This window comes from Rhizobium sp. PL01 (assembly GCF_033447125.1).
Classification (GTDB): Bacteria; Pseudomonadota; Alphaproteobacteria; order Rhizobiales; family Rhizobiaceae; genus Pararhizobium.
This window is the reverse complement of sequence record NZ_JAWQUM010000006.1, coordinates 72,901-94,735: the sequence shown is the minus strand read 5'-3', so window position 1 is coordinate 94,735 and position 21,835 is coordinate 72,901. Positions and strand designations below refer to the sequence as shown.

Annotated in this window: 22 protein-coding genes; 7 read left to right on the top strand and 15 right to left on the bottom strand. The window is 59.8% G+C overall.

The features are described 5' to 3' along the window. Positions 1-57: 57 nt before the first annotated feature. The 4 genes from R6X40_RS15825 to R6X40_RS15810 form a co-directional block, all read right to left on the bottom strand. Positions 58-1,620, bottom strand: coding sequence for an alkaline phosphatase D family protein (locus R6X40_RS15825; protein ID WP_318414751.1), 1,563 nt, complete (start codon positions 1,618-1,620; stop codon positions 58-60). Between the two features lie 132 nt (positions 1,621-1,752). Continuing rightward, on the bottom strand, positions 1,753-3,840 hold the full coding sequence (locus tag R6X40_RS15820; RefSeq protein WP_318414750.1) for a M3 family metallopeptidase: 2,088 nt from the start codon (positions 3,838-3,840) through the stop codon (positions 1,753-1,755). Between the two features lie 114 nt (positions 3,841-3,954). Then, a complete protein-coding gene (locus tag R6X40_RS15815; protein ID WP_318414749.1) occupies positions 3,955-4,596 on the bottom strand; it encodes a LysE family translocator in 642 nt (213 codons plus the stop codon). Between the two features lie 118 nt (positions 4,597-4,714). Further along, entirely contained in the window at positions 4,715-4,978 is a 264-nt protein-coding gene (locus tag R6X40_RS15810) for a hypothetical protein (protein WP_318414748.1), read from the bottom strand. Between the two features lie 243 nt (positions 4,979-5,221). Here R6X40_RS15810 and R6X40_RS15805 point away from each other — a divergent pair, with 243 nt between their 5' ends. Together R6X40_RS15805 and R6X40_RS15800 are read left to right on the top strand one after the other, a co-directional pair. Further along, positions 5,222-5,701: a MarR family winged helix-turn-helix transcriptional regulator gene (locus R6X40_RS15805; protein WP_318414747.1), complete on the top strand. Its 480-nt coding sequence runs from the start codon at positions 5,222-5,224 to the stop codon at positions 5,699-5,701. An 8-nt stretch (positions 5,702-5,709) separates the two neighbouring features. Beyond that, positions 5,710-6,906, top strand: coding sequence for a multidrug effflux MFS transporter (locus tag R6X40_RS15800; RefSeq protein ID WP_318414746.1), 1,197 nt, complete (start codon positions 5,710-5,712; stop codon positions 6,904-6,906). Between the two features lie 259 nt (positions 6,907-7,165). Here R6X40_RS15800 and R6X40_RS15795 read toward each other — a convergent pair whose 3' ends face one another. After that, a complete protein-coding gene (locus R6X40_RS15795) occupies positions 7,166-8,383 on the bottom strand; it encodes an argininosuccinate synthase (protein WP_318414745.1) in 1,218 nt (405 codons plus the stop codon). 269 nt (positions 8,384-8,652) lie between these two features. Then, positions 8,653-9,102 carry a BA14K family protein gene (locus R6X40_RS15790; RefSeq protein ID WP_318414744.1) on the bottom strand — a complete coding sequence of 150 codons (450 nt, stop codon included), beginning with the start codon at positions 9,100-9,102 and terminating at the stop codon, positions 8,653-8,655. A 209-nt stretch (positions 9,103-9,311) separates the two neighbouring features. Here R6X40_RS15790 and R6X40_RS15785 point away from each other — a divergent pair, with 209 nt between their 5' ends. Further along, positions 9,312-9,953, top strand: a complete 642-nt coding sequence (locus R6X40_RS15785) for a LysE family translocator (protein WP_318414743.1) — start codon at positions 9,312-9,314, stop codon at positions 9,951-9,953. Positions 9,954-9,960: 7 nt separating this feature from the next. Here R6X40_RS15785 and R6X40_RS15780 read toward each other — a convergent pair whose 3' ends face one another. From R6X40_RS15780 to R6X40_RS15760, 5 genes are all read right to left on the bottom strand, one after another. Next, positions 9,961-10,755, bottom strand: coding sequence for an ABC transporter ATP-binding protein (locus tag R6X40_RS15780; RefSeq protein WP_318414742.1), 795 nt, complete (start codon positions 10,753-10,755; stop codon positions 9,961-9,963). Next, positions 10,752-11,630, bottom strand: a complete 879-nt coding sequence (locus R6X40_RS15775) for an ABC transporter permease (protein ID WP_318414741.1) — start codon at positions 11,628-11,630, stop codon at positions 10,752-10,754. Before R6X40_RS15775 ends, R6X40_RS15780 begins: the two co-directional genes overlap by 4 nt. Before the next feature lie 149 nt (positions 11,631-11,779). After that, complete coding sequence (locus tag R6X40_RS15770; protein ID WP_318414740.1) at positions 11,780-12,733, bottom strand: ABC transporter substrate-binding protein; 954 nt, start codon at positions 12,731-12,733, stop codon at positions 11,780-11,782. Between the two features lie 93 nt (positions 12,734-12,826). Further along, on the bottom strand, positions 12,827-13,999 hold the full coding sequence (gene rlmN / locus R6X40_RS15765; RefSeq protein ID WP_318414979.1) for a 23S rRNA (adenine(2503)-C(2))-methyltransferase RlmN: 1,173 nt from the start codon (positions 13,997-13,999) through the stop codon (positions 12,827-12,829). Between the two features lie 329 nt (positions 14,000-14,328). Then, the gene (locus R6X40_RS15760) at positions 14,329-14,832 is read right to left on the bottom strand and encodes an invasion associated locus B family protein (protein ID WP_113316042.1); all 504 of its coding nucleotides are present in this window, start codon (positions 14,830-14,832) and stop codon (positions 14,329-14,331) included. A 434-nt stretch (positions 14,833-15,266) separates the two neighbouring features. Between R6X40_RS15760 and R6X40_RS15755 the strand changes: the two genes are divergently transcribed. Beyond that, the gene (locus R6X40_RS15755; RefSeq protein WP_318414978.1) at positions 15,267-15,839 is read left to right on the top strand and encodes a sigma-70 family RNA polymerase sigma factor; all 573 of its coding nucleotides are present in this window, start codon (positions 15,267-15,269) and stop codon (positions 15,837-15,839) included. Positions 15,840-15,853: 14 nt separating this feature from the next. Here the strand turns inward: R6X40_RS15755 and R6X40_RS15750 are convergent, their stop codons facing one another. Both R6X40_RS15750 and R6X40_RS15745 read right to left on the bottom strand, forming a co-directional pair. Then, complete coding sequence (locus tag R6X40_RS15750; RefSeq protein WP_318414739.1) at positions 15,854-16,231, bottom strand: YkvA family protein; 378 nt, start codon at positions 16,229-16,231, stop codon at positions 15,854-15,856. A 62-nt stretch (positions 16,232-16,293) separates the two neighbouring features. Continuing rightward, positions 16,294-16,611: a 4a-hydroxytetrahydrobiopterin dehydratase gene (locus tag R6X40_RS15745; RefSeq protein WP_318414738.1), complete on the bottom strand. Its 318-nt coding sequence runs from the start codon at positions 16,609-16,611 to the stop codon at positions 16,294-16,296. Positions 16,612-16,714: 103 nt separating this feature from the next. Between R6X40_RS15745 and R6X40_RS15740 the strand changes: the two genes are divergently transcribed. Then, positions 16,715-17,176 (top strand): low molecular weight protein-tyrosine-phosphatase, encoded by a 462-nt coding sequence (locus tag R6X40_RS15740; RefSeq protein ID WP_318414737.1) that lies wholly within the window; start codon positions 16,715-16,717, stop codon positions 17,174-17,176. On the opposite strand, the gene thpR is transcribed toward R6X40_RS15740, so the two are convergent. Next, positions 17,116-17,703: an RNA 2',3'-cyclic phosphodiesterase gene (gene thpR / locus R6X40_RS15735; RefSeq protein WP_318414736.1), complete on the bottom strand. Its 588-nt coding sequence runs from the start codon at positions 17,701-17,703 to the stop codon at positions 17,116-17,118. The two genes, R6X40_RS15740 and thpR, sit on opposite strands and share 61 nt — an antisense overlap. Before the next feature lie 140 nt (positions 17,704-17,843). After that, on the bottom strand, positions 17,844-18,485 hold the full coding sequence (locus R6X40_RS15730; protein ID WP_412178397.1) for an arylesterase: 642 nt from the start codon (positions 18,483-18,485) through the stop codon (positions 17,844-17,846). 72 nt (positions 18,486-18,557) lie between these two features. On the opposite strand from R6X40_RS15730, the gene R6X40_RS15725 reads away from it, so the two are divergent. Both R6X40_RS15725 and R6X40_RS15720 read left to right on the top strand, forming a co-directional pair. Beyond that, positions 18,558-19,283, top strand: a complete 726-nt coding sequence (locus tag R6X40_RS15725) for an ABC transporter ATP-binding protein (protein ID WP_318414734.1) — start codon at positions 18,558-18,560, stop codon at positions 19,281-19,283. Beyond that, positions 19,280-21,832 (top strand): ABC transporter permease, encoded by a 2,553-nt coding sequence (locus R6X40_RS15720; RefSeq protein ID WP_318414733.1) that lies wholly within the window; start codon positions 19,280-19,282, stop codon positions 21,830-21,832. The genes R6X40_RS15725 and R6X40_RS15720 overlap by 4 nt, the downstream gene beginning before the upstream one ends. Positions 21,833-21,835: the final 3 nt, after the last annotated feature.

Genomic DNA, 21,835 nt, shown 5'->3' with positions numbered 1-21,835 from the left:
TTTGCGAAAGGGGGGACGGCCGCAAAGTCTCGACAGACGGTGAATCCAGTTGCCATTTCATACCGAATTTCCGGCGGGATCGAGCGTGATCTGCCACAACTCTTGATCGTCGCGGTCCATCAGCCGGACCGTCATCTGCTCTGTCTGGCCGTTGATATCGACGAGGCCGAAAAACTGAAGGCCGGCGGAGGGTGGCAGGTTCTGGTCGATCCCGGTGCCCGAAGCCTTGATGAAGCGAACATCGGGGCCGAACGTCATGTCCAGTTCCTTCGGTCCATAGGTGCCCGAATGCAGCGGCCCGGAGACGAATTCCCAGAACGGCAGGAAGTCCTTGAAGGCGGCACGGGCCGGGTCGTAGTGGTGGGCGGCGGTATAGTGCACGTCGGCCGTCAACCAGACGGTGTTCTGGATGGCATTGTCTCGGATGAAGGTCAGTATTTCGGCGAATTCCGTTTCACGGCCGCTGGGTTGGCCATTGTCGCCATTTGCGATCCCGTCGGAGCCGCGCCGGTTGGCAAAATCATCCCAGACGACAAGGCCGATCGGCATGTCGCAGGCAATGACCTTCCAGGTGGCCTTTGAGGCTGCCAACTCCCGTTTCAGCCAGTCCGCCTGCCGCCAGCCGAACAGTTCGTTGCCGCCGCCCTGGTTGGCTTCACGATAGGAGCGCAGATCGACGAAGAATACGTCGAGCAGCCGGCCATAGGGTATCTTGCGGAAGATACGGCCGGGCTGGGCGGGAATGGCACGGATCGGCGTCATTTCCTGGAAAGCCTGCATGGCACGGGCAGCATAAACGGAAACGTCCTTGTCCGGGTAGCGCGCATCGTCGCGAAGATCGGTCGATGGCGACCAGTTGTTCAAAACCTCATGATCGTCCCACTGGTAGAAGGTCGGGCATATGGCATTCAGGGCGCGGACGTGTTCGTCGAGAAGGTTGTATTTCCACTGGCCGCGATATTCGTCGAGCGTGCGTGCCACGTCGCGCTTTTCCGGTGTGACGATGCGGTTCTTCCAGATGGTGCCATCTCTCAAAGGAATTTCGTCAGGGATCGGATTGTCGGCATAGATTGTGTCGCCGGAATGGATGAAGAAATCCGGCTCGTGCAATTGCATGGTCGAATAGGTCTTCATGCCGATATCGTCGATGCCCCAGCCTTGGCCAGCGGTATCGCCAGACCAGACGAAGCGGACCGAACGGCGGCGCAGGGGGGCCGTGCGAAACCGGCCGGTGATCGGTTCGGAAACGCTGTTGCTGTCATAGAGATCGGTTGCGGTGAAGCGGTAGAAGATGTCCTGGTCCGGCAACAGATGGTCGAGCGCGCATTTCACCGCGAAGTCGGTTCCGGGCAGCGCATCGATCGACGGCAATCGTACGGCCGCGGAAAAGCTCTCGGTCGTCGAGTATTCCACTGCGATGCGCGACGGCCGGTCCGCCCGTGTCCAGATCATTCCGGATTTGGTGTCGACATCGCCGGACTGGACGCCATGCGTGAAGGCCGGCCTGCCGTAGCTTCGGGAATAAAATGGGGTGGCCAGAACGGATGTCGCCGCAAACCCGGCAGCGCCTGCCGACAGCAGAAAGGAACGGCGGGTCAGCGTATCCTGAATATCGACCAAAGGGGCCTCCGGTACCGTCTCGGGAATCACGTGAAACCCGAGCCGGACCTTTGGCGAAAGCCATGTCAGTTCGTTTACAGTTGGATGAATCTATTCCAACGGTTTGGCGACAGTTCGATGACTGTTAGCCGCCTACGCGTCCGAACCCGCAAGCTCCTCCGTGACCGCCAGTCCCTTCTTGGCCAGCATTGCATCAGGGCTTGGCAATTTGCCGCGGAAGGCCTTGTAGGCGTCTTCCGGGTCGACCGATCCACCGACGGAATAGATGTGTTCCTTCAGCTTTATGGCCATCTCAGTATCGAACGCATCTCCGGTTTCCTCAAACGCGGAAAAGGCGTCGGCGTCGAGCACTTCCGACCACATGTAGGAATAGTATCCGGCCGAATAACCGCCAGCGAAGATGTGCTGGAAATGCGGCGAGGCGTGACGCATGACCAGCGATTTCGGGATGCCAAGCTCGGCCAGAATTTCCGCCTGAACGGCCATCGGATCGTCGATCGGGCCGCGCGTGTGGAACTCCATATCGACGATCGCCGATGATGTGAATTCGACGGTGTTGAAACCGGCATTGAAGGTACGGGCGGCCAGAACCTTGTCGAGCAGGGCTTGTGGCATTGGCTCGCCGGTTTCGACATGCACGGCATATTGCTTGAGGATCGCTGGAACGGTCAGCCAGTGTTCGTAAAGCTGCGATGGCAGTTCGACGAAGTCGCGCGAGACCGCCGTGCCCGATATGGACGGGTAGGTGACGTCCGAGAGCATGCCGTGCAGCGCGTGGCCGAATTCGTGGAACAGCGTGCGGGCATCGTCGAGCGACAGCAGCGCGGGCTTGCCGGCAGCGGGCTTTGCAAAGTTGCAGACATTGTAGATGATCGGCAATTCGCCTGTCTTGCCGTTCTTCAGTGGCAGCTTGTGCTGCGACTGGAACGCGCTCATCCAGGCGCCGGAGCGTTTCGAGCTCCGGGCAAAATAGTCGCCGAGGAAAAGAGCGACGAGCTTGTTTTCGGCATCGCGGATTTCGAAGACGCGCACGTCCGGATGATAGCCAGCGACGCCTTTCTTCTCGATGGCGCGAAGGCCGAACAGCCGGTTGGCGACATCGAAGCAGGCTTCGATGATCTTTTCGAGCTGCAGATAGGGTTTCAGCTCGGCTTCGGAAAAATTGAATTTCTGGGCGCGGATGCGTTCCGAATAGAAGCGCCAGTCCCACGGCATCACGTCATGGTTCTTGCCATCGCCGGCAATCATCCCGGCGATATCGGCTTCTTCCTCATGCGCCCGCTTGACGGCTTTCGCCCAGACGGCGCGCAGCAATTCGTCCACCGCGGCTGGTGTCTTTGCCATGGTGTTGTCGAGCTTCATCTCCGCAAAATTGCCGAAGCCGAGCAGTCCGGCCACTTCGCTGCGCAGCGCCAGCGTTTCGCGGATGACGCCGCGATTGTCGGTTGCTCCTGCGTTTTCGCCTCGGGCGACCCAGGCCTTAAAAGCCTGTTCGCGCAGATCGCGGCGCTCGGAGAAGGTCAGAAATGGCTCGATGATCGAGCGTGACAGGGTAACGGCAAATTTGCCGTCCTCGCCCCGTTCGCGGGCGGCCGACGCCATCGCGTCCTTCAGGAAATCGGGAAGGCCTTCAAGTTCCGGCCCTTCGGACAGAATGAGCGACCATTCCTTCTCGTCCGCCAGCACGTTCTGGCCGAACTGGGTGCTAAGCCCTGCGAGCTTCTCGTTGATCCCGGCGAGTTTCTCCTGCTCTGGTTTCGGCAGCTTGGCACCGGATTTCACAAAACCCTTCCAGTGCCGCTCCAGCACGCGCGTCTGCTCAAGTGTCAGGCCAAGGCTTTCGTGCTTTTCCCAGAGTTGATCGATCCGCGCAAAGAGTGCGGCGTTCATGCCGATCTTCGAATAGTGCCGTGACATCTTTGGCGAGATATCGCGTTCCAACGCCTGGATCGTATCGTTGGTATGCGCCCCGGCACGGTTCCAGAACAGCGACGAGACGCGCGACAGTGCGTCACCGGCGGTCTCAAGGGCGACGATCGTATTTTCGAAGGTCGGTGCGTCCGGATTGGCGGCGATGGCGTCGATTTCGGTTTCGTGTTCGGCAAGGGCCGCCTCGAAGGACGCCGCAAAATCGCTGTCGCTGACCGCCTCGAAGCGTGGCAGCCCGTCCGGGCCGTTCCAATCGGTGATGGCGGGGTTCAGCGCGGGGCTCGACGTCATAAGGCAGTCCTTTCGCATTCCGGTATGTCCCGCAGAGTGCGGGTGCTGCGTCCTGTTGTCGGCAGCAATTGTGGACGTATCAAGATGGTCACGTGGGTGTTTGGCGCTCGCGGGTCAAGGCTTGCGCATTCCCAAAAGTCCGGGCGCCGCATGCCAGACGGCCTGCACGGCAAAGCCCATGAACAACACGCCGGACAGGCGCACGATCGCCAGTTCATGGCGGCGGTAGAAGCGCCGCACTACGGAGGCACCGATGATGCCGATCAGGATGATGTCGGCAACGAGGAAGCCGAGGAACGACACGGCAAGGAGTGCTGGCAGCGCATGGAAGTCCAGCGCATTCGAGGATCCAGCGAGCAGCGCCGTGAAGGTCGCGAGGGCCACCGGATAGCCCTTGGGGTTGGTGAGGCCGAAGATCAGACCACGGCGATAGGGCCGCTCGACTGACATCAGCGGCTGGTTTTCGCCGCGTGGTTTGGCTCTGAGCGCGTTCCAGCCGATCCAGGCGAGATAGAAGCCGCAGAGAAGGCCGAGAACGTCGAACACAGTGCTGCCGATCGTCTTTGCGCCTACAATCGCCACAAGGGCCAATGTCGACCAGAGCAGGTCACCGGCCAGATGCCCGCCCATGAACATCGCGCCAGCCTTGCGGCCCTGCCCGGCGCCAATACCGAGAAGTGCCAGAAAGGCGGGGCCAGGGATGAGGACGTAAAGCAGGGCAGCCAGAAAGGCGCCGAAAAGCAGGGTCTGCGTCATGGAATCTCCTCGCGCGTGAAGATCCATTCGATCTTGCGCAGATGATTCCGTCAAGATGCGGTTGGGCGGTATGCGGGCAGGATCAGGCGAGACCCTGCCGCGCGAAAGGCGGTGAAGCTTACTTGGCTTCGGTTGCCTTCATGGCGTTGTCGAGATGCATGGCGCAATCGTCTTTCTTGCCATCTTTCATCGCCATCTTGGCGCTGTCGACTTCCTTCATGGCCATCATCATCGAATCTTTCTTCATCGGATCCGTCATTCCCTTGGCCATTTCTTCCGTCTTCATGATGGACGCGTCGTCGCAAGCCATCATGCCAGCGGCAAAAGCCGGAGCCGAAAGGCTGGCAACGAGGATTGTGGCGGTGAAAATTGTCTTGAACATATTCTCTCTCCCAGTGAACCGGGAGCGTCATTGCCCCCGCAGCGAACTCTGCACCTGGGGTGTCAACACGTTCAATTCACGCATTCGCGATGCACGTCATCGTCATAATGCGTGCATTTAGTTGATGTTTTCGTGATCGATATATTACCGGTTTCGCATGTTTTAGCGAAACTTTTCCCGGAACTTGCCGGTTCGTTGCTGGCTTGGTAAGTAAAGCTTACGATCCTCGAAGGGCGAGTTCTTATGCCGGTCAGACTTGAAACCGATACGATCGGCATGCTGCTGACAGACGTGTCGCGATTGCTGCGCGGGGCCTTCGACCGCTGCATCAGCGCATCGGGCCTGGGCGTGACGCCGGGGGAGGCGCGGGCACTCATCCAGGTGGCTGCAACCGAAGGCATCAAGCAGGCGGATATCGCGGTGAAAATGGGCATTGAGCCGATGACGCTGTCGACCTATCTCGACCGTCTACAGGGGCTTGGCCTTGTCGAGCGCGTACCCGATCCCTGCGACGGTCGGGCAAAAAACGTGGTGGTGACCGAGAAGGCAGATCCGCTGCTTACGAACATTCGCAAGGAAGTCCGCGACCTGATGGATCAGGTGACGGCAGGGCTCGATGCCGAGGGCCGCGAAGCACTGCGGGAAAGCCTCAAGGGTCTGCGCGAAAATCTGCAGCTGCTGGATCGCAGCGGCTCCCCCGAAAAGAAGAGTATAGCCGAATGAGCCTCCGGATGAGCGAACGGCGCACCAGCATGCTCGGCGCATTGCTGGCGACCCTCGGGCCGATCTCGATGTCGATCTACACGCCGGCCATGCCCGACCTGGTTCAGGCCTTCGCGACGACAGAATCGATGATCAAGCTGACTCTGTCGGTCTATTTCGGCGGCTTCTCGGTGGCGCAGCTGATCGCCGGTCCGATGTCCGACGCCTTTGGCCGCAAGAAGGCAACGCTTGCCTTCGTCGGCATCAATCTTCTTGGCAGCCTGATCTGCGCCTTTGCGCCTACGGTCGAGTGGCTGCTTGCCGGCCGGCTGATCCAGGGCATCGGCGCCTCTGTCGGCATCACCGTGGCTCGGGCCATCGTGCGCGATCAGTTTACCGGCGGCGAAGCGTCCCGCATCATGAACCTGATCGGCATCATGCTGGCGATCGGCCCCGCCATGGCCCCGACGCTCGGTGGTCTGGCGCTGGCTGCCTTCGGCTGGCAGGCGATCTTCTTCCTGCTGGTGGGTTTCGGCTTGATTGCCATTGTCGCAGTGGTGGTCTTCATGCGGGAAACGACCATACCGGACCCACGCCGTGCCCTGCCAGGCCCGTTGCTCTCGGCCTATGGCGAACTTATCCGCGATTCCCGTTTCGTCGCTGCAGCCATCGTGCTTGGAGGCTCCGTTGGCGCGCTTTATGCACAGTCGACCATGCTGTCCTTCATCCTGATCGACAAGGTTGGAATGACCCCAACGGCCTTCGGGATCGGTATGCTGATGCAGAGCGGTTGTTATTTTGCAGGCTCGGTCTTTCTCAAGCTGACGGCAGCGAAACTCGGTGGCGAAGGATCGGTTCGCGTCGGGCTTGGCCTTTGTGCCATTGGCGGGTTGATGATCGCCCTCTCCGTTCATTTCATCGAGCCGAACTATCTGTCGATCATGCTTCCGATTGCCTTTTCCGCCTTCGGTACGGCCTTCCTGACACCGCATATGACGACGGCGGCCCTGCATTCCTTCCCGCATATCGCTGGCTCGGCTTCGGCGATGATGGGGTTCATCCAGATGGCTGGCGGCTTTCTCGGCGGTCTTGCCGCGGCCCTTCTCGGCACGCCCTTCACCGCCTTCGGGATGATCATCCCGGTGATGCTGTTTGCCTCAGTGGCCAGCTATGTCTGGTTCAGCTACATGACCCGCCGCATGGTCATGAACGCAGCCGGGGAATAGGGAAAGCCTGTTCGAACGATGGAGCGTATCCCATCCTCCGTCATGCTCGCCCTTGTGGCGGGCATCCAGTGACCCGACGTCCGTCGGGTCAAAAGGCTCTTTCAGCTCAAAGACTTGAGCTGGCTGGTTTCCTGTGACGAGCACAGGAAAGACGGAGATTTGGGTTGCCGCTCAATTTCCCAAACGATTTTTGAAAGCACGAAATGAAAAAGCCCGCCTCCATCCGGAAGCGGGCTCGTCCTGTCGCTATCGATGTTTCTTACTTGTCGCGGTTGCGGGCGGCCAGCGTGCGCAGGCGTAGCGCATTGAGCTTGATGAAGCCTGCAGCGTCCTTCTGGTCGTAGGCGCCCTGGTCGTCTTCGAAGGTGACCAGCTTGTCGGAATAGAGCGACTTGTTGCTCTCGCGGCCGGTGACCATGACATTGCCCTTGTAGAGCTTCAGCGTCACTTCACCTTCGACATGCTCCTGGCTCTTGTCGATCAGCGCCTGCAGCATGTCGCGCTCTGGCGAGAACCAGAAGCCGTAATAGATCAGCTCGGCGTAGCGCGGCATGATGTCGTCCTTGAGGTGCGCTGCACCCCGGTCGAGCGTGATCGATTCGATGGCGCGGTGGGCGGCAAGCAGGATCGTGCCACCGGGGGTCTCATAGACGCCGCGCGACTTCATGCCGACGAAGCGGTTTTCGACGAGATCGAGGCGGCCGATACCGTTGTCGCGGCCAAGCGCGTTGAGCGCGGTCAGGATCGAGGCCGGGCTCATTTCCTTGCCGTCGATCGACACGGCGTCACCCTTGCGGAAGCCGACCTTGATGGTGGTTGCCACATCTGGCGCTTCCTCCGGCGAGATGGTCCGCATGTAGACGTAGTTCGGGGCTTCGATGGCCGGATCTTCGAGAACCTTGCCCTCGGAGGACGAGTGCAGCAGGTTGGCGTCGACCGAGAACGGCGCTTCGCCCATCTTGTCCTTGGCGACCGGGATCTGGTGCTCTTCGGCAAAGGCAAGCAGATCGGTGCGGCTCTTGAACGACCAGTCGCGCCAAGGCGCGATAATCTTGATGTCGGGGTTCAGTGCATAGGCCGAAAGCTCGAAGCGAACCTGGTCGTTGCCCTTGCCGGTGGCGCCATGGGCGATGGCATCAGCGCCGGTTTCGCGGGCGATGTCGATCAGGTGCTTGGAAATCAGCGGACGGGCGATCGACGTGCCGAGCAGGTACACGCCTTCATAGACGGCATTGGCGCGGAACATCGGGAAAACGAAATCCTTGACGAACTCTTCGCGCACATCGCGGATGTAGATATCCTTGATGCCCATCATCTCGGCCTTCTTGCGGGCCGGCTCGAGTTCTTCGCCCTGGCCGAGGTCGGCGGTGAAGGTAACGACTTCAGCGCCGAGTTCGGTCTGCAGCCATTTCAGGATGATCGACGTATCGAGACCGCCGGAATAGGCGAGAACGACCTTTTTCACTTGCTTTGCCATGTTTGTCTGTCCGTCTTGTCAGAGAAAACGCGGGCTTGTCCGAGAAAACGCAGGAGCGCGCCCAAGAAAAATTCTGCGGCACTTTTAGCGAGATTGCCGGGTCGCGCAACCCTTCGGGCCAGAGAATAGCGCGCCTGGCACCCTCAATGAGGTTTAACGCTGAGGCAATGTGCGCTCCTCGTCCGAGTACAAAACGGAAAGCCCGCCGTCCTTTACGGGCGGCGGGCTTCAGCGCAATTGTCATCACGGGGTCGATGAACCGTTATCGCCTAGTTGCACTGGCGGCGCGGTCCGTAATTCGGCTGGTAAGTGTTGTCGTAAGCCCGGTACGAGCGATAGCGCGCATAGCAGGACTGAGTGTGAGAGTTGCCATTGGCATAGCGGGGTTGCGATGCGAGGGCGCCGCCGATGATGGCGCCGGCAGCCAGGCCACCGATGATCGCGCCGGCATTGTTGTTCCTGTCGCGGCGATAATCGTTCCGGTAATAGCCATGGCGATCGTTGTGGCGGTTGCGATCCCATCTGTCATTCCGGTTACGGTCCCAACCGTTGCCCCTATGGTTCCTGCGGATGATCGTGCGCCCGGCATGGTCGCCAACTTGGACAATATCCGATTGTGTTGTCTGGGTTTTCAGGGTGGCCGCTGGAAAGGCCTGGGCGGGAGCAAAGCTGGTCAGTGCAGTTACGGCTGAAATGAAGAGTACGGCGATTTTTTTCATAAATTCTTTCCTTGTGTCATGACGGAAACGGCTCAACCGAACATTCGTTCCGGTTGTGTGCCTTCACCCTTTGGTGATGGGTGTATTCAGTGTGTTTCCGCATCCCGGCGGCGGGAGAAATGCCGAATTGCTTTCAGCCGCCATTTGGGACATTCAATAAGCGCGCATCGACCGAATGCGCGGCTCCACACGTCCCATAGGATTGAAAGATGGATTTCCTGCCAAGCCTGCCGACACTTCTGGCCTTTACCGCAGCGACGCTGCTGCTGGCGGCGACGCCGGGTCCTGATATGACGTTATCGATCAGCCGGGCGCTGTCTCAGGGTAAGGCCGCTGCCTTCTTCGTCGTTGTCGGAACAAGCCTTGGCTGCGTCGTACACACGCTTCTGGTCGCGTTCGGCATCTCGGCGCTGATCACCGCTTCTCCGACAGCCTTCATGATCCTCAAGACCGGCGGTGCCGCCTATCTGTTCTGGCTGGCGGTACAGGCGATCCGCTATGGATCGACGCTGACGGTCAAGAAGGTCGACGATACCGGCGCTTCGCCGCTGGCCAATATTTCCACCGGACTAGGAGTCAACCTGCTCAATCCGAAGGTCATCATCTTCTTCATGACCTTCCTGCCGCAGTTCGTCACCGCCAATGATCCGGCCGTGACCCAGAAACTTCTGTTCCTCGGCTTTTTCTTTATCGTCGCATCCATACCGGTCAGCGTGCTGGTCATTCTCACCGCCGATGGTCTGTCCGGTTGGTTGCAGCGCCGTAAAAGCGTGATGCGCGGCATCGACTACACGTTTGCAGGCGTCTTCTCGATCTTCGCGGTGAAGATCTTGTTCACGCAGACACGCTGATCGGCGTTTAACCGATCAGCAGCGCATCGTCATCCAGCGTCTGGCCGCGAATTTTGCGGAACATGGCGATGAGATCCTCCACCTGCAGCGTCTTGCGGCTGTCGCCGGAAACGTCGAGCACCACTTCGCCTGCATGCAGCATGATGGTGCGGTGACCGAAATCGAGTGCCTGGCGCATCGAATGCGTCACCATCAGCGCCGTCAGCTTGCGCTCGGAAACGATCTTCTGGGTGAGGTTCATGATGAACTCGGCCATGCCGGGATCGAGCGCTGCGGTATGCTCGTCGAGCAGCAGCACTTCGGAACCTGCCAGCGTTGCCATGACCAGCGAAACCGCCTGCCGCTGACCGCCCGAAAGCAGGTCCATGCGGTCCTTCATACGGTTTTCCAGGCCAAGGTTCAGCTCGGCGATGCGTTCGCGAAAATGTTCGCGGCGTTTGGTGCCGAGCGCCGGCGTCAGGCCGCGAGTTTCACCGCGCCGAGCGGCAAGTGCTAGGTTTTCTTCGATCGACAGCGCGCCGCAGCTTCCGGCCAGCGGATCCTGAAACACGCGGGCAACGAGGCCGGCGCGGGCAGCTGTGCCCTTGCGGGTGACGTCCTGATTGCCGATCGTGACCTTGCCCGCGCTTGGCAGGACGTCGCCTGCCAGCACGCTGAGCACGGTTGATTTACCAGCGCCGTTTGAGCCGATGACGGTGACGAACGTGCCTTCCTCGATGGTCAGGTTGACGCCGTTCAGCGCCTGCTTCTGCAGCGGCGTTCCCTTGCCGAAGATCACCTGGATATTGTCGAGCTTGATCATGCGGCACCTCCGCGGCGCAGGCGGGGAAGAACGAGAGCGAAGGTGACGAGGGCTGCGGTCACCAGATTGAGGTCGGAGGCCTGCAGGCCGAGCATGTCGGTCGAGAGTGCCAGCTGGATGGCGATGCGGTAGAGGATCGAGCCGAGCACGCAGCCGATCAGCGCAATCAGGATGCCGCGCGCACCGAGCAGAGTTTCACCGATGATGACGGCAGCGAGGCCGACGACAATGGTCCCGACGCCTGAGGTCACGTCGGCAAAGCCGTTGGTCTGGGCAAACAGCGCGCCACCCAGCGCCACCAGCGCGTTGGACAAGGCCATGCCGAGATAGATCTGGCGGCTGGTATCAACCCCTTGCGCCCGGGCCATACGCGCATTGGCGCCGGTTGCCCGCATCGCAAGACCGGCGTCGCTTTCAAGGAAGCGCCAGACGGCGATGACGGCGACGACGACCAGAAGCCCAATGAAGAGCGGACGAACGTAAAAGTCGCGGAGACCGAGGCCGAAGAACGGTGACAGCATCGTATCGGCATTGATCAGCGCGACGTTGGGCTTGCCCATGACGCGCAGATTGACCGAGAACAGCGCGATCATCGTGAGGATCGACGCCAGAAGATTGAGAATGCGGAAGCGGACGTTGAGAATGGCGGTGACGATACCAGCAGCCGCGCCTGCGATCATGGCGACGCCGGACGCGATCCAGGGATTGACGCCGGCAATGATCAATACGGCGGCAACGGCGGCACCCAGCGGAAACGAGCCGTCGACGGTCAAGTCCGGAAAATCGAGGACGCGGAAGGCAAGGAACACGCCGAGGGCGACAAAGGAATAGACGAGCCCAAGCTCGACTGCTCCCCAGAAGGCAATTTGGCTCACCGCGATCGGTCCTCTTCTTTTCAGGGCACCAAGCTTCCATGGCCACAAGAGCGGCCGAAACGAAGCCTGTTTTACAAATGAACCGCCCCCGTATGGAAGGAGGGCGGCTCAAAATCAATCGGATTATGCGAACGTAAGGCGGTTTGGCGTTATTCGATGACGCGGGTGGCGCGGCTCGTAACGCTTTCCGGGAAGGTCACGCCCATCTTGGTGGCGGCGGACTTGTTGATGACCAGATCGGTGCCGGCGGCAACCTTGACGGCGATATCGCCGGGGTTTTCACCCTTCAGGATGCGCACGACGATATCGCCGGTCTGCTTGCCGACGTCGTGATAGTTGAAGCCGAGAGCGGCAACGGCGCCACGCGATACGGAGTCCGTGTCGGCGGTGAACAGCGGCAGCTTGGCTTCGACAGCGACGGCAACAGCGCCTTCGAGTGCCGAGATGATGGTGTTGTCGGTGGGCACGTAGATAACGTCGGCACGGCCGATCAGCGCGCGGGCAGCACCCTGCACTTCAGCAGACTTGGTGGCGGCGGATTCAACAACCGTCAGTCCAGCCTTTTCGGCTTCCGTCTTCAAAACGGCAAGCAGGGATACAGAGTTTGCTTCACCGGAATTGTAGAGGTAGCCGATCGATTTGACGTTCGGCAGGATTTCCTTGATCAGCGCCACATGTTCGGCAACCGGCGACAAGTCGGAAAGACCGGTGACGTTGCCGCCCGGCTTGTCCATGTCCTTGATCAGCTGCGCGCCGAGCGGATCGGAAACGGCAGTGAAGACCACCGGAATATCGCGAGTCGAGGAAACGACAGCCTGGGCAGATGGTGTTGAGATCGGGACGATGACGTTCGGTGCTTCGCCGGCGAACTGACGGGCAATCTGGGCTGCCGTTGCCGGGTTGCCCTGGGCGGATTCGTAGAGGAACTTGAGGTTCTCGCCTTCCTTGTAACCGGCTGCGGCCAGGGCTTCCTTGACGCCATCACGCACGGCATCAAGGGCCGGATGTTCGACGATCGCGGTGACCGCCACCGTGACATCTTCCGCCCGGGCGGGCAGGGTGAGGGCGACGGTTGCCGCCAAGGCAATGAGAAGTGAGCGCATAGGTGTCCTCCAAGACTGATTTTTGGGCAGTCTTAGGAAGGCTCGACACTTAAATCAATCGAATTGCAGACCAGTATCCATCAAATTTACTGATCAGTCCTCGCCGTGGTTGGCAATCATCATCGCCTCAAACGCCATGCGATCGACCTTGCGCATGCGCTCGGAGTCCGATTTCAACTGGCCGCAGGCGGCGAGGATGTCACGGCCACGCGGTGTGCGGATCGGCGATGCATAGCCGGCCGCATTGATGAAATCGGCGAATTTCTCGATCTGTTCCCATTTCGAACACTGGTAGTTCGTGCCCGGCCAGGGGTTGAACGGGATCAGGTTGATCTTGGCCGGAATGCCCTTCAACAGGCGCACCAGTTCCTTGGCATCTTCCAGTGTGTCGTTGACGCCTTCCAGCATCACGTATTCGAAGGTGATGCGGCGCGCATTTGATACGCCGGGATAGTTGCGGCAGGCGTCGAGCAGGTCCTTCAGCGGATACTTTTTGTTGATCGGCACCAGCATGTCGCGCAGGTCGTCCTTCACAGCATGCAGCGAGATCGCCAGCATGACGCCGATTTCCTCGCCGGTGCGGAAGATTTCCGGAACGATGCCGGAGGTCGACAGCGTGACGCGGCGCTTGGACAGCGACAGGCCGTCACCGTCGGTTGCGATCAGCAGTGCTGTCTTCACGTTCTCGAAATTGTAGAGCGGCTCGCCCATGCCCATCATCACCATATTGGTGACCTTGCGGCCTTCGTTGGGCATGGCGGTGCCGACCGGTGTCTCGCGATCCGGAAAATCGCCGAGACGGTCGCGGGCCAAGAGCAGCTGCGAGAGGATTTCCTCGGCCGTCAGGTTGCGCACCAGCTTCTGGGTACCGGTATGACAGAAGGAGCAGGTGAGCGTGCAGCCGACCTGGCTGGAAACGCAGAGCGTGCCGCGGCCTTCTTCGGGAATGTAGACGGTTTCGATCTCGACGGGACGGCCGGCGCCGCGCGGCGGAAAGCGCAGGAGCCATTTGCGCGTGCCATCGGTGGAGATCTGTTCTTCGACAATCTCGGGGCGGGCAATGGTGAAATGCTTCTTCAGCAGCTCGCGCATGTCCTTAGACACATTGGTCATATGATCGAAATCGGAGACGCCGCGCACATAGAGCCAATTCCAGAGCTGGCTGGACCGCATCTTGACTTGTTTTGCCGGAACGCCGACTTCGGCCAGCGCCTTGCCCATGTCTTCGCGCGAAAGGCCGATCAATGTCGGCTTTTCTATCATCATGGCTGGGCGGACGGCTGCCTTGACGGGACGGTCCAGATCGAGTGCTTCAGTCGCGGCCATTCTCGCCATTTCCCATGTTTGCGATACGCAAGGTCCGTTCAAGCGCTTTTGCCTGCAGCCGGTCGCGTAAATGCTGAGATCAGAGTTCGTTTGCCGCGCATCGGGATCCTCGAAGATCCACGCAGCTATCGTTGAACGGGCCTTTAGCACGGTTTTCGCCCGGCGTCACCCTCTGGCGCTTCAGGGCAGATTTGCAAAACCGCGACGGCCATAACGCCAAAAGGCCGGATGAACCGGCCTTTCAAAGCATCGCAGTCGATGAACCCTGCTTACTTGCAGTTTTCGATCTGCTTCAGCGCGGCTGAAATGCCCGACAACGAATAGGAGTAGGCCGTCGGTGTTCCCTTGCGCGACTTGGCGGCAACGGACATTGCCTTGCCGGTCTTCATCGCGGCCACGAGTGCCGGCTCTTCAGCGGCGTTCTCCACCCAGGCAGAATTGCCCTTGGTGAACATCGTGAAGTTTTTGGCGTCGATGGTGACGGTGACCTTGGAGTTTTCCTGGAGCGGATAGCCCATCATCGCCTGCGGTTCATAGGAGATGTTCTGGCCGGGACGCTGCGACACAAGGAAGAAGATATCGCCGTGATCGACATTGGCCGGGCTCTTGTCCTTCGGGACGGAGAGCACATAGCAGACCTTGCCGGCGCCAGCCTGATAGGAATAGGCGCCCCAGGCATTGAACTGCTGAATGCGGGTCGGCGACTGGGCCGAAGCAACGCCGGCGAATGCCAGCACGAGTGCGATTGCGAGGTTAAGCTTTCTTACAAACATCTTGTCCTGCCGGTTTCTTGCTGCCAAAGCCCGATCAGCATCAGCCGGGCAACGCATGGTCATGATTTAATTGATTTTGACTTAATTCAGGTTACCAAACCGTCAACATTCCCCGAATTCACCGCCTTTCCGCTTTAATACGGAACAGAGTACGAGGCAAACATCGCTCAAGTTTCAGGGTGGCAGTGAAGCCACCTACGAAACAAGCCTTGTCCGTCCATCGCGTGCGAGAACCAGAGAGCGGTGCCGGCAGATTCTGCCGATTTCCGTCCGCCTTGCACGTTTGGCTTGCCGGGCCACCGCCCGATCAGCCGGAACGTGCCCGACGCCGTTTTATGTCACAAAGAATCAGGCAAGAGTTTGACCTTTGGCAAAAGCGCTGTACCTCTTGTGAAATACTGAGAAAATTAGGGCGGGAGGCCATCAAAAGCGGAATGAATGTTGAAGTCAGACAGCATTTCGCCGCCCTTGCCGTGGCCGTCGCACGCAATCGTGACCAGGCCGCTTTCTCGGAACTCTTCGACTTTTTCGCGCCGCGGCTTAAATCTTTCCTGATGCGGCAGAATTCAGGCGTCGCCGAAGCGGAAGAGGTCGTGCAGGAGGTCATGGTCATCCTGTGGCAGAAGGCCCATCTCTACGACCCTCAAAAATCCTCGTTATCGACCTGGTTGTTTCGCATCGCCCGCAATCGCCGGATCGATGCAGCTCGCAGACAGCGTAACGGAACGCTCGACGCATATGAGCCGCTGCTCTTGCCGGTCGCACCGCTGGCGCCGGATGATGTGATTGAAAACGAGGATCGCGAACAGATCGTGCGGAGCGCGCTGACGCAGTTGCCTGTCGAGCAGGTCACCCTGATCCAGATGGCATTTTTCTTCGGTCAGTCGCACTCGGAGATTTCTGCAGCCACCGGACTGCCGCTTGGAACCGTCAAGTCTCGCATCCGGCTCGCATTCGGGAAGTTGCGGACCCTGCTTGAGGCGGGCGGTGTAGACAGCGCCTATTAGGACAATGTCGCAGATCAGTCGGGCAGCTTGTCCTGCAAGGTCTCGTCCGCCTTGATATAGTGCTTTTCTTTGATCTGGCCGCTGATGGCTGCAAAGGCGGCGGTCAGCACGGCGATATCGTCGGAAAAACCGACCATGGCCAAAACGTCAGGGATCAGATCGAACGGCATGACGAAATAGGCGAGAGCGCCGAGCAGGATGCCGCGTGTACGCAACGGCGTCGTCGGATCCATGGCGCAGTAATAGGCCGCAACAACGTCACGGCTGAACGGGATCTGCCGCATCGCCCGTTTCAGGGTCGGCCAGAAGCGTCGCTGCACCTTGCGGGCTTTCGCTTCCTGCTCGCTTTCCTCGCCAGGCAACAAAATCTCACCGATCTTGATGTCGTCCATCTTGTGTGTCCCATCCGTCATGGAAAATCATATGGTGAGCAGGGCCGGGATTTCAAATGGCGTTATTTCAAATGATCCGGCATCCGGCCCGCAGCTGCCCGGTCCATCCGTGCGGCAAGCTTGAAGTCCAGTTCGGTCAGCCCTTGCGAATCATGTGTGGTCAGCGTCACGTCGACCTTGTTGTAGACATTGAACCATTCAGGGTGGTGATTGAGCTTTTCCGCCGAGATTGCACTTTCGGTCATGAAGCCGAAGGCTTCGACGAAGCTCTTGAAACGGAAGGCTTTCCAGATCGAAAGGCCGTCCTCCGCAAGCACCCAGCCCTCCATCTTCGAAAGATTTTCGGTGACAGTCTCCTTGGCGAGCTTTTCCTGTTTCATGGTCCATTCCCCTCCCATTTTTTGACATTGGCAACTGACATTCCGGTTCCACAACGCGGCAGCCAGAGATAGGTTCAACCTTTTCCTCAGCCTGTTGGATAGCATGAAACCTGTCAGAATTCTCTTCGTCTGTCTCGGCAACATCTGCCGCTCACCCTTGGCCGAGGGCATTTTGCAGCATGTCGCAGATGATGGTTTGGTGGATGCCGATTCGGCCGGAACGGGCGGCTGGCATATTGGCGATCCGCCGGATCGCCGTTCGATCGCGGTTGCGCGCCGCCATGGGATCGATATTGCGGATCAGCGCTGCCGGAAGGTTCATTCCGGTGACTTTGAAGCCTTTGATCTGATTTTCGCGATGGACAGCAGCAATCTTGCCCATCTGCGCGCGCTGGCGCCGCCGGAGGCGCAGCACAAGCTGCATCTGTTTCTCGACTATACGCTGGGGACTACCCGTGATGTGCCCGACCCCTATTATGAGGGGCCGGAAGGTTTCGAGACTGTCTACAGCATGCTTTTGGAGGGATGCACGTCGCTGGCCGGCAGGCTCGAAGAGCGCTCGTAGAGCGGGAAGACTTCTTCGGTGACATAAGGGCCACCACCGACTGAATCGCGCGACGAGAGAAGCACGAAGCGTGAGACCGTGAAGGGGTTGGTGTAGAAGCCGCCGCGGCCCGAGAGGTAGCTGACCACATCCTCGACCCGCGATGACCGCAACCGGCCAAGCGTTACATGCGGGGTGAATTTGCGCGGATCGGCGGGCAGGCCGAGCCTCTGGCAGATGCGTTCGATTTCGGCCTGAAGCGCATAAAGTTCCGGCGGGTTGCTGACGCCCGCCCAGACGGAATGCGGTTTTTTGGATCCGAATGCACCGGTGCCGGTCAGTTGCAGCTGGAATTCCGGACGTTCGACCCGATCCAGCCGGTCGACGATTTCGTCGGCAGTGCGGTTTTCGACGTCACCGATGAAGCGAAGAGTGATGTGGTAGTTCTCCACATCGATCCAACGGGCGCCGGGAAGACCACCACGCAACAATGAAAGGCTCATTGCGGCGTTACGCGGTATCTCGAGGGCGGTGAAAAGTCTCGGCATAACGAGCTCCCCGAATCTCTTGAAGATAACCCAGCGAATCATGCTTGCCACTTAGAAGCAATTATAATTTCGCACCTGCAATATTTATCCAACGCGATTAACAGGAGCTGAACAAGCAAATAGTTGTTGTTTGGTTAGCGTCAGCCCCCCGTCGAGAGTGTTTGAAGGAAACGTTCGGCCGATGGCAAGAGACGTTCGACCATAACGCCAACGCCATCGCCGTTCGGATGCATGCCGTCCTCGATCTTCAGCTTGGCATCCTCAACAACGCCGTCGAGGAAGAAAGGATAAAGTTCAAGGCCGTAGGTCTTGGCAAGCTCCGGATAGATCGGATTGAACCGGGCCGCATAGTCGGCGCCCATGTTTGGCGGTGCCATCATCCCGACCAGAAGCACCGCAATGCCGCGCGACTTCAGTTTCTCGATCATGGCGACAAGGTTCTTGCGGCTTTCCTCAGGCGCGATGCCGCGCAAGGCATCGTTGGCGCCGAGTTCGAGAATGACGCCCTTGGTACCATCTGGAACCGACCAGTCGATCCGCGCCAGGCCGCCGGAAGTCGTGTCACCGGAGACGCCGGCATTGCTGATTGTCACGTCATGGCCCTTTGCACGCAGGGCTTTTTCGAGCCGGGCCGGGAAGGCGTCTTCGGCCGGCAACTGGTAGCCGGCCATCAGGCTATCGCCAAAGCCGACGAGACTGACCGGCTCGGCGCGGCTCACCGCCGGCATGATCACAATCGCCGTGATCGCCAACAAAAATGTACAGAAACCTTTTAATCGCATGAACGTGCCCTTAAATCGGTAAAAGTCAGCCGTTCCGGCAACCTTCATATTATACATATAGGACAGTTTCCTTTGGCAAAAACCATGATCGAACTGAAAAATGCGGATCTGACCCTCGGCCAGGCCGCTGCGTCCGTTCATGTGCTCAAAGGTATGGATCTCGTGATCGATGCTGGCGAATCCGTTGGGATCGTCGGCCCGTCCGGATCTGGCAAGTCGACGCTTTTGATGGTTCTGGCCGGGTTGGAGCGCCTCGATAGCGGTGAAATCTCCATCGACGGCACGCCTTTGCATGGCTTGAGCGAAGACCGGGTGGCAGAGTTTCGCGGCCGCAATATCGGCATCGTCTTCCAGTCCTTTCATCTGATCCCGAACATGACCGCGCTGGAAAACGTGGCCGTGCCGCTTGAGCTGGCCAATGTCCGCGACGCCTTTGAGATCGCCCGGCAGGAGCTGATTTCGGTCGGCCTTGGCGAGCGGCTGTCGCATTATCCGGGGCAATTGTCCGGCGGTGAGCAGCAGCGCGTCGCCATTGCCCGGGCGCTTGCGCCATCGCCGAAGCTTCTGATCGCCGACGAGCCGACTGGAAATCTCGATGCCGAAACCGGCCGTCAGGTCGCCGACCTGATCTTCTCCAAGCAGGCTGAGCGTGACATGACGCTGGTGCTGGTCACCCATGACACATCGCTTGCCGCGCGCTGCTCACGCCAGGTCCGCGTCCGCTCCGGTGAGATTGTGTCCGGCTCCGGTCATGAACAGCCGGTTTCGGCTTCGCTGTCGAAGGCCGCGTCCGCATGAGGGCCGCTGCTTTCGGCGGTTTCCGCCTTGGACTGGCTTTCCGCCTTGCCCTGCGCGAAATGCGCGGCGGTTTGAGGGGGTTCTATATCTTCCTTGCCTGCGTCGCGCTTGGAACGGCAGCGATCGCCGGGGTCAATTCCCTATCGCAGTCGATCACCGGCTCCATCGCCAGCCAGGGCCGCGAACTTTTGGCGGGCGATATCCGTTTCGAGCTCAACAACCGCGTTGCGACGGATGAGGAAAAGGCGTTCATCGACAGCCTCGGCACGGTCGCGGTCTCGTCCGGCCTGCGCTCGATGGCCCGTCTACCGGATGGCTCCAATCAGGCGCTGGTTGAACTGAAAGCCGTCGATGGCGCCTACCCGCTCTACGGCACGTTCGAAAGCGAACCGGCAGCGCCGCTTGCCGACTTGATCTCAGAGAACAATGGCGTTTACGAAGCACTCGCCGCACCGCTTCTGCTGGAGCGTCTCGGGATCAAGACAGGTGATGAAATCCTGCTTGGGACCGCCCGCATTCGTGTGGCCGGCACCATCGTGCGTGAACCGGATGCTCTGTCGGACGGTTTTGGTTTTGCGCCGCGACTGCTGATCTCGAAGCAGGCGCTTGATGCTTCCGGTCTTGTGCAGACGGGAAGCCTCGTTGAGCACAGCTACAAGGTGAAGGTTGCAGATAGCACCAGCGTGCCGGCCTTGCGCAAGCAGGCAGAGGAAAAGTTTCCGCAAGCAGGATGGTCGGTCCGCACCAGCCAGAATGCCGCCCCGGCGCTGACGGCCAACATCACCCGCTTTTCGCAGTTCCTGACCTTGGTCGGGCTGACGGCGCTGATCGTCGGCGGTGTCGGCGTCGCAAATGCGGTGCGCTCCTATCTTGATTCCAAGCGCGGCGTCATCGCCACGTTCAAATGCGTCGGTGCCCCGGCCTCGATGGTCACGACCATCTATCTCATCCAGATCCTGCTGATTGCCTTTATCGGCATCGCTATCGGGCTCGTACTCGGCGCGCTCATTCCGTTCATCGCGGCGCAATTCCTTGCGGGAGTGCTGCCGGTTTCGACGGCGTTCCAGCTTTATCCCGGCGCACTTGGCTTGGCCGCCGTGTTCGGTCTGTTGACGTCGCTTGCCTTCGCCATTCTGCCGCTTGGTCATGCCCGCGAAGTGCCGGCAACTGCGCTGTTTCGCGAACAGGGCTTCGAGCGGGCGCGTCTGCCGTCATGGCCGTATCTTTTGGCCGCTGCCCTTTGCCTTGGGGCTCTTGCAGGCCTTGCGATCTTCACGGCCTATGACCGCAAGATCTCGCTGACCTTCCTCGGCGCCATCGCCTTTTCGTTCGTCGTTCTGCGTGGTGTTGCCGTTTTGGTGGCGGCGCTTGCGCGTCGGGCGCCACGGGTCAGCTCGCCGGCACTCAGGCTTGCCATCGGCAATATCCATCGGCCGGGCGCGCTGACGCCCTCGGTTGTCCTGTCGCTCGGCCTTGGCCTGGCGCTTCTGGTGACGCTGGCGCTGATCGACGGCAATCTGCGCCGCGAACTGACCGGCAATCTGCCGGAACGGGCGCCGAATTTCTTCTTCGTTGATATCCAGAGCGCCGAGGTCGAGGGTTTTCGCTCTTTGTTGCAAACGAGCCTGCCGGAAGGCAAGGTCATCGAAGTGCCGATGCTGCGCGGCCGTATCCTTGCCTTCAACGGGCAAGACGTGACGAAGATGAACGTGCCGGCTGCCGGGCAATGGGTCCTGCGTGGCGATCGGGGCATCACCTATGCCAAGAACAAGCCCGAAAATTCGACACTGACGGAGGGGGACTGGTGGGCACCGGACTATACCGGCGAGCCGCTGGTGTCGTTCTCGTCTGAAGAGGCGGGTGAACTCGGTCTGAAGATCGGTGATACCGTTACCGTCAACGTACTCGGCCGCAGCCTGACGGCCCGGATCGCCAATTTCCGTAAGGTCGAGTGGGAGTCCCTGTCGATCAATTTCGTCATGGTGTTCTCACCCAACACCTTTGCCGGTGCACCGCATGCCTGGCTTGCCACCGTGATTGATCCGGGGGCGACGGCTGAGGAAGAGGCGGCCACCCTCAAGGCCGTCACCAACGCCTACCCGACGATCACCAGTGTCCGGGTCAAGGATGCGCTCGACATCATCAACGTGCTGGTCGGCCAACTGGCGACTGCCATCCGTGCTGCTGCGGCCGTAGCCCTGGTGGCGTCGATTCTGGTGCTTGCCGGCGCGCTTGCTGCCGGCAACCGGGCACGCACTCATGATGCCGTCGTGCTGAAGACATTGGGGGCCACACGTTCGACGTTGATCCGCGCGTTCTGCTACGAATATGCCATGCTTGGGCTGTCAACGGCGATCTTCGCGCTGTTTGCCGGCGGCGTTGCAGCGTGGTTCGTGGTCAGCAAAATCATGAGCTTGCCGTCGTCCTTCCTGCCGGATGTGGCGCTGATCACCATGGCTGTCGCCCTGATCGTCACGGTTGGTTTCGGCTTGGCGGGTACATGGCGCGTGCTCGGACAGAAGGCTGCACCCGTCCTGCGCGAGCTCTGATCG

Coding starts and splice junctions, on each gene's coding strand:
- R6X40_RS15820 (WP_318414750.1), bottom strand. CDS start 3,840: ATGACGTCGAGCCCCGCGCTGAACCCCGCCATCACCGATTGGAACGGC.
- R6X40_RS15815 (WP_318414749.1), bottom strand. CDS start 4,596: ATGACGCAGACCCTGCTTTTCGGCGCCTTTCTGGCTGCCCTGCTTTAC.
- R6X40_RS15810 (WP_318414748.1), bottom strand. CDS start 4,978: ATGTTCAAGACAATTTTCACCGCCACAATCCTCGTTGCCAGCCTTTCG.
- R6X40_RS15805 (WP_318414747.1), top strand. CDS start 5,222: ATGCCGGTCAGACTTGAAACCGATACGATCGGCATGCTGCTGACAGAC.
- R6X40_RS15800 (WP_318414746.1), top strand. CDS start 5,710: ATGAGCGAACGGCGCACCAGCATGCTCGGCGCATTGCTGGCGACCCTC.
- R6X40_RS15795 (WP_318414745.1), bottom strand. CDS start 8,383: ATGGCAAAGCAAGTGAAAAAGGTCGTTCTCGCCTATTCCGGCGGTCTC.
- R6X40_RS15790 (WP_318414744.1), bottom strand. CDS start 9,102: ATGAAAAAAATCGCCGTACTCTTCATTTCAGCCGTAACTGCACTGACC.
- R6X40_RS15785 (WP_318414743.1), top strand. CDS start 9,312: ATGGATTTCCTGCCAAGCCTGCCGACACTTCTGGCCTTTACCGCAGCG.
- R6X40_RS15780 (WP_318414742.1), bottom strand. CDS start 10,755: ATGATCAAGCTCGACAATATCCAGGTGATCTTCGGCAAGGGAACGCCG.
- R6X40_RS15770 (WP_318414740.1), bottom strand. CDS start 12,733: ATGCGCTCACTTCTCATTGCCTTGGCGGCAACCGTCGCCCTCACCCTG.
- rlmN (WP_318414979.1), bottom strand. CDS start 13,999: ATGATGATAGAAAAGCCGACATTGATCGGCCTTTCGCGCGAAGACATG.
- R6X40_RS15760 (WP_113316042.1), bottom strand. CDS start 14,832: ATGTTTGTAAGAAAGCTTAACCTCGCAATCGCACTCGTGCTGGCATTC.
- R6X40_RS15755 (WP_318414978.1), top strand. CDS start 15,267: ATGAATGTTGAAGTCAGACAGCATTTCGCCGCCCTTGCCGTGGCCGTC.
- R6X40_RS15750 (WP_318414739.1), bottom strand. CDS start 16,231: ATGGACGACATCAAGATCGGTGAGATTTTGTTGCCTGGCGAGGAAAGC.
- R6X40_RS15745 (WP_318414738.1), bottom strand. CDS start 16,611: ATGAAACAGGAAAAGCTCGCCAAGGAGACTGTCACCGAAAATCTTTCG.
- R6X40_RS15740 (WP_318414737.1), top strand. CDS start 16,715: ATGAAACCTGTCAGAATTCTCTTCGTCTGTCTCGGCAACATCTGCCGC.
- thpR (WP_318414736.1), bottom strand. CDS start 17,703: ATGCCGAGACTTTTCACCGCCCTCGAGATACCGCGTAACGCCGCAATG.
- R6X40_RS15730 (WP_412178397.1), bottom strand. CDS start 18,485: ATGCGATTAAAAGGTTTCTGTACATTTTTGTTGGCGATCACGGCGATT.
- R6X40_RS15720 (WP_318414733.1), top strand. CDS start 19,280: ATGAGGGCCGCTGCTTTCGGCGGTTTCCGCCTTGGACTGGCTTTCCGC.